The sequence below is a fragment of the Paenibacillus sp. fava2 genome, assembly GCF_058313675.1.
The window spans coordinates 255,575-267,482 of the sequence record NZ_CM177755.1 but is presented as its reverse complement, the minus strand read 5'-3'; the positions used below and the strand labels follow the sequence as shown (position 1 = coordinate 267,482).

General features: G+C 51.6%; 9 protein-coding genes and 1 pseudogene. 6 read left to right on the top strand and 4 right to left on the bottom strand.

Going from position 1 to position 11,908, the window contains the following annotated elements:
- The first annotated feature begins 212 nt into the window (after window positions 1-212).
- From AC4G46_RS01225 to AC4G46_RS01210, 4 genes are all read left to right on the top strand, one after another.
- Window positions 213-1,088, top strand: a complete 876-nt coding sequence (locus AC4G46_RS01225) for an aldose 1-epimerase family protein (protein ID WP_491126326.1) — start codon at window positions 213-215, stop codon at window positions 1,086-1,088.
- Between the two features lie 245 nt (window positions 1,089-1,333).
- Window positions 1,334-2,323: a glycosyltransferase family 2 protein gene (locus AC4G46_RS01220; protein ID WP_491126325.1), complete on the top strand. Its 990-nt coding sequence runs from the start codon at window positions 1,334-1,336 to the stop codon at window positions 2,321-2,323.
- 83 nt (window positions 2,324-2,406) lie between these two features.
- Entirely contained in the window at window positions 2,407-3,426 is a 1,020-nt protein-coding gene (locus tag AC4G46_RS01215; RefSeq protein ID WP_491126324.1) for a polysaccharide pyruvyl transferase family protein, read from the top strand.
- Between the two features lie 43 nt (window positions 3,427-3,469).
- Entirely contained in the window at window positions 3,470-4,984 is a 1,515-nt protein-coding gene (locus AC4G46_RS01210; RefSeq protein WP_491126323.1) for an oligosaccharide flippase family protein, read from the top strand.
- Between the two features lie 159 nt (window positions 4,985-5,143).
- On the opposite strand, the gene AC4G46_RS01205 is transcribed toward AC4G46_RS01210, so the two are convergent.
- The gene (locus AC4G46_RS01205) at window positions 5,144-5,653 is read right to left on the bottom strand and encodes a hypothetical protein (RefSeq protein WP_491126322.1); all 510 of its coding nucleotides are present in this window, start codon (window positions 5,651-5,653) and stop codon (window positions 5,144-5,146) included.
- A gap of 63 nt (window positions 5,654-5,716) precedes the next feature.
- Here AC4G46_RS01205 and AC4G46_RS01200 point away from each other — a divergent pair, with 63 nt between their 5' ends.
- Complete coding sequence (locus tag AC4G46_RS01200) at window positions 5,717-6,832, top strand: IS110 family RNA-guided transposase (protein ID WP_491125419.1); 1,116 nt, start codon at window positions 5,717-5,719, stop codon at window positions 6,830-6,832.
- A gap of 264 nt (window positions 6,833-7,096) precedes the next feature.
- Here AC4G46_RS01200 and AC4G46_RS01195 read toward each other — a convergent pair.
- Window positions 7,097-7,729 (bottom strand): annotated as a pseudogene (locus AC4G46_RS01195) (threonine aldolase family protein); the annotation flags it as partial.
- Window positions 7,730-7,922: 193 nt separating this feature from the next.
- Here AC4G46_RS01195 and udk point away from each other — a divergent pair.
- Window positions 7,923-8,564 (top strand): uridine kinase, encoded by a 642-nt coding sequence (udk, locus tag AC4G46_RS01190; protein WP_068722943.1) that lies wholly within the window; start codon window positions 7,923-7,925, stop codon window positions 8,562-8,564.
- A 99-nt stretch (window positions 8,565-8,663) separates the two neighbouring features.
- On the opposite strand, the gene AC4G46_RS01185 is transcribed toward udk, so the two are convergent.
- Together AC4G46_RS01185 and AC4G46_RS01180 are read right to left on the bottom strand one after the other, a co-directional pair.
- On the bottom strand, window positions 8,664-10,067 hold the full coding sequence (locus tag AC4G46_RS01185) for an MATE family efflux transporter (protein ID WP_491126321.1): 1,404 nt from the start codon (window positions 10,065-10,067) through the stop codon (window positions 8,664-8,666).
- A gap of 63 nt (window positions 10,068-10,130) precedes the next feature.
- Entirely contained in the window at window positions 10,131-11,906 is a 1,776-nt protein-coding gene (locus AC4G46_RS01180) for a hypothetical protein (protein ID WP_491126320.1), read from the bottom strand.
- Window positions 11,907-11,908: the final 2 nt, after the last annotated feature.

The following is an 11,908-nucleotide window of genomic DNA, read 5'->3' as shown; positions in this document are numbered from 1 at the left end:
TATTCCCCTCCGCTTCGGACGATCATGTGATTAATGCTTTCTCTATATGTTATACCAATGCCAATTATAGTCACTGTACAGTCTGTAATAATGTTTTTTGGTAAATACTCACGTTCTGTTAGAACATGAGGGAAGAGTTTGGTAAAATATGAGCTGCGATAACGTGAATGCAGGATGAATTCTATAATAATGAATGGAAGGGGATTTAACACATGAACACAACACTGCGGAGCAGCTCCGCCGAAGCAGTCATTAATTCGCTGGGAGCTGAGCTGGTCAGCTTTAAGCTGCTGGCAACCGGCACTGAATATATCTGGAGCGGCGATGCAGAATTCTGGACAGGCCGTTCCCCGGTACTGTTCCCGATCATCGGGGCAGCCCGCGGCGGAGAGATCCGGACTGGCGGAAGCACCTACACCATCGGCAATCACGGCTTTGCCAGACGCAGCGAATTCACTCTTGTTGAGGCCACAGATACTCAGGCTGTCTTCCAGCTCTCGCAGAGCGGGCAGACCCTGGCCAGCTATCCGTATTCGTTTAATCTGTTCCTTACCTACATTCTGAGCGGAAGCAGACTTGAGATCAGCTACCGTGTGGAGAATACCGATGAGCAGGAGATCCATTTCCAGCTGGGTACCCACCCTGCCTTTAACTGCCCGCTGGACGGTCAGGGCGCGATCACCGATTATTACCTGGAATTCTCCGAACAGGAGCAGCTGGAACGGCTGTTCCTGAATGATGCCGGCCTCGTCATCAGCGGAAAAAGCTCGCCTGTACTGGATAATGAGCAGCTTCTGCCCCTCTCCCACGAACTGTTTCTGGACGGAGCGCTGGTCTTCCGGAATGTGAAGTCCGATACAATTGCTCTTAAAAGCAAGCTTACGGACAAAAGCGTGACTGTCACCTCCAAGGGCTTTCCGGACCTTGGCCTCTGGCAGCCGAAAAATGCCCCTTTCGTCTGCATAGAGCCGTGGCAGGGCATCGCGGACGGAGAAGATTTCGGCGGTGAGCTGAAGGACAAAACCGGCATCATCACCCTGCCCCAGGGTGGTCAATTCAACAGCTCACTTATCCTGGCAATCAACTGATTTTGCCCGTCTTTTACAGGGTCACAAGGCGCTTCAGGCAGCCGTTTCCGGCACTGGAGCGCCTTATTTTGCTTGAAACTAAGCAGTTATAAGTAAACTAAAGTAGTATATACAATCTTTTAACTGTGATAGTAATATAATTACAAATCATTGCGTCCATTCAACAATGTACGTACAGCACACGTGTGTCGATGCTTCTGTCTCTGGCCCAGTCATCCGTTATTTTGAAAGGAAGTGATTGTTGCATGAAACCGGAGATAAGCATTATTGTGCCTATCTATAAAGTTGAAATGTATTTGCGAAAATGTGTCGACTCCATCCTGGCACAGACCTTCAGAGACTTCGAACTGATTCTTGTAAACGATGGCTCTCCCGACAATTGCGGCGAAATCTGCGAGCATTATAAAGAGCTGGACCCCCGGGTGAAGGTCATTCACAAGCAGAACGGCGGCCTGTCCGACGCCCGCAATTACGGCATTGATATTGCCGCAGGTAAATATATCGGCTTTGTAGACAGCGATGACTGGATTGAGCCCGATATGTTTGAAGCACTGTATGGACTAATCACTGCCCATGATGCAGATATTGCAGTGTGCGGCCATGTCGAGGTCGAAGACGGTGTATATGTGGATAAGGAGTTCTCCCATGAGATCCGTGTCTATAATAATGAAGAAGCGTTCAAAAAGCTGCTGGAAGATACCGAGATCAAGAATATGGCCTGGGATAAGCTGTATAAGGCGGAGCTGTTCGCAAAGGTAAGGTACCCGGTCGGCAGATACTTCGAGGATATGTTCGCAACCTACAAGCTGTTCATGCAGGCGGAGAGGGTTGTTTCCCTGGATTCGCCCAAATATCTGTATTTGAGGAGAGGCGACAGCATTACAGGCAAGATGAATAACCGGAAATATTATGACCGGATCTGTGCCTGGCGTGAACTGTATGAGGACATCAAGCATAAAAACTACCCTGAAGCGATCGAAAAGTCCCTGGCCAGAAACGTGACCGAGGGCATTGAGCTATGCAATCTTCAGATGATCGCCGGAGAAAACAGTGCCAATAAGGAATATATCGCGGAGCTGGGCAGCTTTTTCAGCAAACATCTCAAAGAGGTCATGCGCAACAAAAGCATCAGCAAGCAAATGAAGATAGCCACTTTGCTTATCCTGACAAGCTCAAACACCTATAGAGTCCTGTATCAATCCAAACTTCGTGTGAAGGGAAGTAACCTGACATGACTAACCTTATTCATAAGATGCTCCCGCTCTCTTTCCGGAATTATGTAAGCAATAATGAATTTTACCGGTATTTCCGAGGGTATATGGCCAACAGAGACCTGTACAGGAATAAATCGAAGGCCATCTTCGTAGTCGGTTCCCCGGAACACGATAATCTCGGTGATCATGCCATTACGATGGCTCAAATGAACTTTTTGAAAAAAGCGTTTCCCGAGTATACCCTGATTGAGATTGTTGCCGACAGGCTGACCTCTAACTGGAAATGCCTGATGGAGTATTCTACCCCTGATGATATCTTCGCGCTCCAGGGCGGCGGAAATTTCGGCATCGAATATTTCAGAGAAGAAGAAGTCCGCAGAAAGATCATCAGCAGTTTCCCCAACAACAAAATCATCCTTTTACCTCAAACCATCTACTTTGGAGATACCGAGCTAGGCCGCCAGGAGCTCAAAAAAACAAAAGCCCTCTACAACGCCCACAAGGATCTGACTCTGGTAGCCAGAGAAAAGACATCGTACGAAATTATGAAGGAACATTTCAAAAATAACGATGTTTTGTTGACTCCGGACATTGTAATGTCGCTGGACATTACCGAGCCGCAAAGAGCGCGCAGCGGAGCCCTTATGTGTATCCGGGCGGATAAGGAAGGTATTTTTAATGAGGCGGAAAAGCAAAAAATCCATAACAGCGCCTCGCAGGCTTTTGACAAGCTTACCTATTCCGACACCTGCATAGTGCGTTATATCACGGTTGAAGAACGGGAGCACGAGCTGTACACCTTATGGAACCAGTTTAAAGAGGCAGAGCTTGTGATTACAGACCGGCTGCACGGGATGATTTTTGCGGCTATTACCTCCACTCCATGTATTGCGCTTGGTAACTATAACTATAAGGTTGTAGGCAGCTACGAATGGATCAAACATCTCGGTTATATCAAGTTTACCAACGATATTAATCAAATTCCGGAATTAATCGAAGAATTAAGCCGGATTCCGGCTCCGCGGTACAACAATGATTTTTCCGCCGAACACTATAATCAGATTGTTGAAGCCTTGTCGGCTAACGCAGATCCATTCTCAACTTCATCTACCGTGACAGCTTAGAGCATCCGCCACGACATTTCTGTAGCGAGGAAGCGATGTAGCCTTGAAAACCAATATAAAACTTGCTGCTATTATTACCTATCTGTCTGTCTTTTTGGGTGTGATCATTTCCCTGGGCTCGACGCCTTACATCGTTTCAACCCTGGGGAAATCGGAATACGGGCTGTATTCACTGGTGAATTCCATTATCGCCTATATCGTGCTGCTGGATCTCGGATTCGGCAGTGCGGTTATACGGTTCAACTCCAAATTCATCTCTGAAAATGATACGAACGGCCAGAGGAACATTAACGGAATGTTCCTGATTCTGTTCTCGGGAATCGGCCTGCTTGCCCTGCTTGCCAGCCTGATTCTGGTGTTTAATTTCAATTCTATTTTCACCAGTCTCAATGAATCTGAGCTAAGCATCCTCAAGACGATCTTCATTATCGCAGCAGTCAATGTGGCCATTTCCTTCCCGATGAATATTTACAGCTCCATTATTACCGCTTATGAACGGTTTGTTTATCTCAAAATCATCAATCTGCTGAGAGTCGTGATTTCTCCGGCGATGATGGTGCTGGTGCTGTTCATGGGTCTGAGATCGGTCGGGATGGTTTCCGTCGCCCTTGGACTGAACATCGCTATCGGGCTGGCCAACTATTTTGTCTGCAGATATAAAATGAAGCTAATCGTCAAATTCAGTACCTTTGACACCAAGCTGTTCAAGGAAGTATTCAGTTACTCTTCCTACATATTGCTGTCATCCATTGCCTTCCAACTGTATACGAATGCCGATCCTCTGATTATCGGTATGTTCCTTGGAGCTACACCAATTGCGATTTACGCCATCTCCACACAGCTGAACACATACATTATGAATTTTTCCAATGTGCTGTCCAGCTTCTATCTGCCCAAGCTTACCAAAATGATTGTCAAAGGTGCCGATCAGGCCCGGCTGATGGTTGAGCTGGTCAAGATAGGCAGAATCCAGGCCCTCATTGTAGGCTATATTGTGTCAGGGTTTGTGCTGTTCGGGCAGGTGTTCATTCTGATCTGGCTGGGTGAAGGCTACCGGTATGCGTACACGATTGCGCTGATCATCATCATTCCGCAGATTACTTCGATCGTCCAGTCGCTGTTCGCCACGATGCTGGAGGCGATGAACCGGCACAAGGTCAAGGCCTTGATCTATTTCTCCATCGCCATCCTCAAAATCATTCTGACGCTGGTGTTCATCCGGGTCTGGGGCATCACCGGCTGTGCGATTGCAACGGCTGCAGGCATGATTGTCAATGTCATCCTGAACAACATCTATTACAAGTATAAATTGAAGTTTGACATCTTCTATTTCTGGAAGGAAATCATTAAGGTCTTCATTCCGGTCGTGCTGCTCGGCGGCGTATGCGGATACCTGCTGACCTTTGTAAGCATCAGCTCCTACCTCCAGCTCGGCCTGTATGTCATCCTCTACTCCGTGCTGTACGCGGCCACCATGTGGACCTTCAGCATGAACGCGGATGAGAAGCAGATCGTTACAGGCCCGATGCGGAAAGTTGTTTTGCGGAGCCAGACATAGAGTATGCTGTTACGGACACCCTTAGGGGTGTCTTTTTTATATGCTTAACTGCACTCCATACAACTATAATGACCGTAAATGTGCAAAAAACCCGCTTAATTGTATTTCTACAACTAAACGGGCTTGAAAAGTATATTTGGGCTGAAACTGCTTATGAAATTAAGCTTCCTGCAGCAGCCGGTCCAGCAGCTCAAACGCCTCTTTCAGCTTGGCTTTGGGGATGCCGCTGTACAGGTCCCCGATGCTCAGCTCATAGGAGCAGGAGTCCGGGCCGGTCTCCTTCAGCCGCGCAGCGAGGCCTATACCAGTCTGTTCACTTATCCGGATCAAGACCGGCTCTACCTGCGCCTTGGATAAGGTGAAATGGACATGAAACATGTTCGAGACCGGAATTTCAGGCAGAGTAGCAGTTCTATCGCAACCGTTGAACAACGCTGCAAGTTCTTTGGCTTCTTCGTAGTACTGCCCCATTTTGCCGGCACGTTGCCGGAAATAAACCTGTGCCGGAAGGATATACGGATACAGGCTGATCAGATCGCCGCCGTGCCGCCGCTTCCAGATCTTTGACTCCGCTGTAAAGTCCTCACTGCCCGCGAGGATTGCCCCGGCGATTCCGCCGATGCCTTTATATAAGTTATGATGAACGAAAGGCAGCTCCTGTTCGCACACCGTAGGTTAAAATGGAAGTGAGAAACCACCATTTCAGAGCTACATGCGAAAGGAGCTGTTACTATGAAGAATACCATAAAATACGTCGGTTTGGATGTGTCTAAAGAAAAAATTGTGGTGGCGATTGCAGACGAGGGCCGGGAACCTGCCCGGTATCATAGTGCCATTGCCCACACGCCCGATGCGGTGGGACGTTTAATTCGCAAACTCCAAAGCCAAGAAGTCACGCTAGAGGTCTGCTATGAGGCGGGACCTACCGGGTATGACTTGTATCATTGGCTGACGAAAATGGGGATTTCCTGCACCGTTATCGCCCCTTCACGCATTCCACAGCGCCCAGGCGATGCGATAAAAACCGACCGGCGGGATGCCGAGCGATTGGCCCAGCTCCATCGTGCCGGGGAATTGACTGCGATCCATGTGCCAACTCCAGAAATCGAAGCCTTGCGAGACCTCATCCGGGCCCGGGAGGCTGCCCGTGGCGAGTTACACCGAACCCGGCAGCGGCTCATCCACTTCCTGCTCAGGCACCAGATTCACACACCGGAAGGAATGAAACGGCGCTGGACGAAGAGATACCGGCAGTGGCTAACCACCCTGACGTTTGCGTTTTCAGCTCAAGAACGGGTATTCGCCGAGCTTCTGCAGGAGCTGCGGGAAGTGGAGGAGCGAATCAAACGGTTTGAAGCCGCCATGCGGGAGGAAGCGGAAATCTGTCCGTACGCCCCCGTGATTCAAGCCCTCCAGGGCCTGCGGGGAATCGCGCTGCTTACCGCCATGACGCTGGTCGTCGAGATTGGGAATTTTGAGCGGTTCCGTTCGCCAGCTCAGCTTATGAGTTATTTAGGTCTGGTCCCAAGGGAATATTCCTCGGGAGCCAGCACGAAACGTGGACGTTTAACCAAAACCGGCAATGCAGCAGTACGGCGTACACTTGTCGAATCAGCCTGGAGTTACCGTCACCGGCCAGCCGTCAAAGGGGAGTTAGAAAAGCGTCTGGAAGGCCAGTGTGCGCATGTCCAGGAAACCTCGTGGAAAGCACAGGAACGGTTACACCGCAAATATCTGAAAATGGTCAAACGAGGGAAACACCGAAATCTGGCGATGGCAGCTGTAGGGCGGGAATTAGTGGGATTCATCTGGTCGATTGCCCGAAATGCAGAACAAAGAATGGCGTAGCGTAGAAAGGCAGGTTCCCGAAAATTGAATCCTTAGGGCGTGGAGACAAAGAGAAAGGTTCGAGGAGAAACCGTGATTTTCCACTGCACAGGATCTGCGGATCTGACGTGCGAAACTAAGTTTACGGCAGCTCCTTCGACGTAGGCATAACATGTGGTAACCAACCCACGGATAGCAGTGTGCCAGCCGACGACTCGCATTTTGTCTCTACGCCCAAGGGATTGAACCCCTTTGGTTTAAAGGGTGAAAACAGGAGAATTGACAAATTCGTTCATAGCAGGAAATATATACGCTGTCGAACAGCGCGCACACCTCCGCAGCCGTCTTGCCGTAGTACGGCAGCACCTCGAACAGACGCGCCCCGTCCAGATGCAGTATGATCCCCCGCTCCCGGCAGTAGGCGGAGATCGCTTCAAGCTCAGCGTAATCCGGCAGCTGTCCGCCGATTTCACGCTGCGGCAGCTCCAGAAGCAGACAGGCGATATCCTCTCCGATGCTGCGGACATCGTCCAGGGTAATCAGGCGGTCCTTGTCCGCCAGCAGAACCGGCTTAATGTGATGCAGCTCCTTCAGCCCGTCCTGCTCATGTATCTCCAGGTGGCACAGCGGGTGATAAGCTACCGTCTTCAGCCCCCTGCGGTCTGACCAGATCCGGAGGGCAATCTGCTGGGCCATCGTTCCGCTCGGAAAAAATACCGCTGCTTCCTTGCCGAGCACCTCTGCCATTTCCGTCTGAAAATCCTCAATGACTGCGCCGCTGCCGTACATATCACTGGAAACATTGCCCTCTATACCGGCAAACGCCTGTTTGAGCACTTCCACATCCCGTTTCCCGTGTCCGGCCAGCTGGATAGAAGCAGAATTATAGGCCTCCAGTAATGTTTTCTGTTCATACATAAAGTGCTATTGCTCCTTTCGGGTATACTCTTATTAAACAATGTTCATAAATTATAGCATTTCCCGGCAGAAAACCTGATTTTTTTCAAAAATTCACGGTTTATTCCCGGGTTCCAAGATGAAATATGTCCTACGCTGTGCTACAATATTGGAATTGCAAAGGCAATTGCTTAGGGAGGTTTATTACAACACCATGCTTATTATTGGTATCGCCGGCGGGACCGGTTCCGGCAAAACAACGGTAGCCCGCTCCGTTATTGACCGTCTTGGAACAGACAAAGTAACGTTCATATCCCAGGATAACTACTATAAAGACCATTCCTCTCTCAGCTTCGAGGAACGCGGAGCGATTAATTATGATCATCCGCTGGCTTTTGATACGGAGCTGCTGATTGAGCATCTTCATTGTCTGAAGTCCGGACAAATTGCTTACGCTCCGGTGTATGACTTCACGGTTCATGCCCGTTTTACGGACAAGACCGTTGAGCTTATGCCGAACAACATCGTTATTGTTGAAGGACTGCATGTGCTGTCCGACGAGAAGCTGCGCGAGCAGCTGAACATCAAGGTATTTGTTGATACTGACCCGGATGTACGGATTATGCGCCGGGTGCTGCGTGACATTGAAGAACGCGGCCGGACCATCCGTTCGATCCATACCCAGTATTTGACGACCGTGAAGCCGATGCATGAGGCATTCATCGAACCGTCCAAGAAATACGCCGACCTTATCATCCCTGAAGGCGGACAGAACGAAGTCGGCATCGAGCTGCTGTCGGTACTGACTGCCAAATACCTGTCAGGTGATCAGCAGTGGAACGGAAGCGCACGTTAATAAGGCAGAAAGCAGAGGCTGTGAGTGATCATGGCCTCTGTTTTTTTGTCCAAAAAAACACCCGCATCATAAGATGCCGGTGTCTATAAAAAACTTTTTTTAAATCACCTTATGCTGCAGCCACTTGTCTCCGAGGAAACGCCTCATGAAGATGAAGCCGCGCACACCCCACTCACAGTTCATCGCCAGCCAGACACCGACAATCCCCATGCCGAACTGGATGCCCAGCAGGTAGCCGAGCACAACGCGGAACAGCCACATCGACAGCATGGAGACCATCGAGGTGAATTTGGAGTCGCCTGCTGCCCGAAGTGCTGACGGAGTAATGAAGCTGACCGACCACAGCGGAATCTGAGCAATCGAATTGATCAGAAAGACCAGGAAGATGTCGCCGATAATCTCAGCCGGAGGATGGAACAGCGATACCAGCGGATTAAATAAAGGGAAAATCAGCAAGGCCATCAGCACATAGGAAGCCGAGGACAGCACAAGGAACGACTTGACGAATTTCCGCGCGTCCTTGACGTTGCGGTTACCCATGCACTGGCCCACCACCGTAATCAGTGTCAGGGACAGGGCATTGGCAGGAATCTGCATAACTCCGGCTAATGTGGATGTTATCGCATTGGTCGCGATGGCATAAGTACCCAGGCTGACGATGAAGATCTGGGTCAGGATTTTGCCGCCGTTGAAAAACATCTGCTCAGCGGCAAAAGGCAGACCGATATTCATAATCCGTTTCAGCATCGACCAGTTCAACGCCAGCAGATCCCGCAGCCTCACATGCAGCGTGCTGTCCATCCGGAACAGATAGATCAGTGCACACACGGCCGCAAGATACCTTGAGGCGTTAACAGCGATGGTCATGCCGAACACGCCCATGTGCAGGCCGTTAATAAACACAAAGTTCAGCAGCACATAGATCAGGTTCATAATCAGGGACAGCACCAGCGAAGCCCTCGCCCTGCCGATCCCGCGAAGCGCACCGCAGACCGCCTCCACAACCGCAATCCCCAGATAGGACAGGCTGCTGCCAATCAGATACGTCCGGGCATTGGCCATAACGTCGGGTGAGGCCGCTCCAAACAGCAGATGCAGCAGCGGACCGTGAAACGCAATTCCGAACAAACCGATAAATAAGGCCATCAGGGAGACGGACGACACCGCCCCCGCTGTGGCCTTGGAAACCATAAGATCATTGCCGCTCCCCTTGTACTGGGCAACTACAACCGTTCCCCCGGTAGATACCGCAATGAACACACTGATCAGAAAAATATTAAGCGAATCTATCATATTCACCGCGCTGACCGCCGCCACACCGGACGAGCTGATCATCGCTGTGTTCACCAGATTCAGGCCGACAACAAAGGCCTGATCGACCAAAATCGGAATAAATAATGAGATCATCTGGCGGTAATCCATCGTATCTCCGGAAAAATACTTATCGAGCAGCAGGCTGCCCCGCTTCACCTTTACCTTACCCTTTACTCCAGGCTCTGGCATAACCGTTCACTTCTTTATATTAGAATTTTGAATCTTGTCATTCTAACATACGAGGCTCAGGAGTCAAGGCTGTTCACCATTTTTACAGGTTTTCCCCCTTTGCAGGGAAGGAGACAGGGTTATGGTAATCTCTTTATCAAACGGAGTCATCAGGTTGACCAGCACCGCTTTGCAGTTGTTCCGCAGCTTCGCCTCACGTACTGAAGTCGCCAGATGCCCTGCCTCACCCCCGGTCAGCTCAATCCAGTCCTCCCCGCATTCATAGCGGAGAGTACCGCCGCTCCAGAGATAACAATCTTCCTCTACAGCCTCCAGTTCGCCTGAGGTGAAGCTGCCTTCCTTGCCAAAAATAAAGGACAGCTGGCTCATGACCTCACCCGGCTCCTCACAATGCAGGCGAATCGTCCAGCCGGTACCGGTACGGACTGCCTCTGTCTCTGCGCGGAATGTCTGCTCATGGGTAAGCGGGCGGATATGGTGCGGAAGCAGATACCATGGACTGACCGGCGCGCCGGCCGTTTCAGGCAGCCGCTCCGTTTCCACTGGTCCGTAGTATCCCTTCTTCTGCTCTCCTGTAAGCCGGTAGCCATGAGGCAGCCTGCTCAGCTCCTGCATGGGCACAAAGCCCGGATTGAAATAGGAAGCCAGCTGCACAGCCAGGAGCCGCACCTCACCATGGCGCATCGCGAAGAAGGATGGAGTCTCTGTCATGAGCGTTACGCTGGTATCCCCGTCCCGGTAGCGGGCCACCGGAGCCCCGAAATCGGTATGCAGCCGGCTGTGTGAAATCTGCCCCTGATGGCCTGCTGCCTCCATGCCTGCAAGGTATCCGTGCCGCAGAAACTCACCGTTCAGAACGGTCTCGTACCGCTCAGGGAGGACAGCCTCCGCCGCTGGCGGCTGCTGCAGCTCAGGCTCCAGCAGCATCCGTACCAGCGCGTTCACCGAGCAGACGCCTGGATTGCTGAGCGCCCGCCCAGCCCATTCGGCCATGCCGGCGAATACCGGATCATTATCCTGCCGGGCAAGAATCGCGTACGGCAAATAATACGGGGACAGGTCATGCACATGCCCCAGATCCTGCCGCCCGGAATAATCGGTCACGACCTCGCCCGACGGATGGACGAGGTAGACCATCATCCGCAGGTTCAGGCGGACCGGGTCCAGCAGCTGCGGGCGGTCCAGCAGGCGGGCGGCATGAATCAGCATAATATCGCTGACTGCGCTGTAAATACCGTTGCTTCGCTCGGTCCACTCGCCGTCCGGCGTAATATCCATGCCTTCGGCCAGCCACTGCTCGGCGCGCTGGACAGCCTCCGGCAGTCCGAACAGCTCATGCAGATAGGCCAGCGCAGCGCTGATTACCCAGCGGTGATTCGGCGTATGGCCGCCGCCTGTAAGCATAGCCGGAATGGTGCGCTCCAGAAACAGCCGCATATTGCCAAGCACAGGCGCAAGCGGCGCCCAGTCCTGCCGGGCCAGCAGCTGATACAGCTGGGCATAGCCGACAATCACGAAGGCGGTATCGGGCGGGGAATGATAGTTCGTCCAGCCCGGGGAGATCGTGCCGTCGGCATGCTGGCCGCGCAGCACGAACTCCGCAGCCAGCCCCAGACGTTCCAGCAGCTGCTCATCGCGGTAGTATTGTGAATCGGGATTCGCCAGTGCAGCGCCCCAGTAGCACATCTCGGTCGGCGTCCCGGTCGTATGATTGACCCAGGCAACACCGGTGAATGGATCAATCGTACCGCCGTAATAGCGGCTCTCCGGATCAAGCACCTGCCGGGCTAAGCCTTCTTCCACTGCTCTATCGTTACTGTCCACCAGTTGCTTATACATTG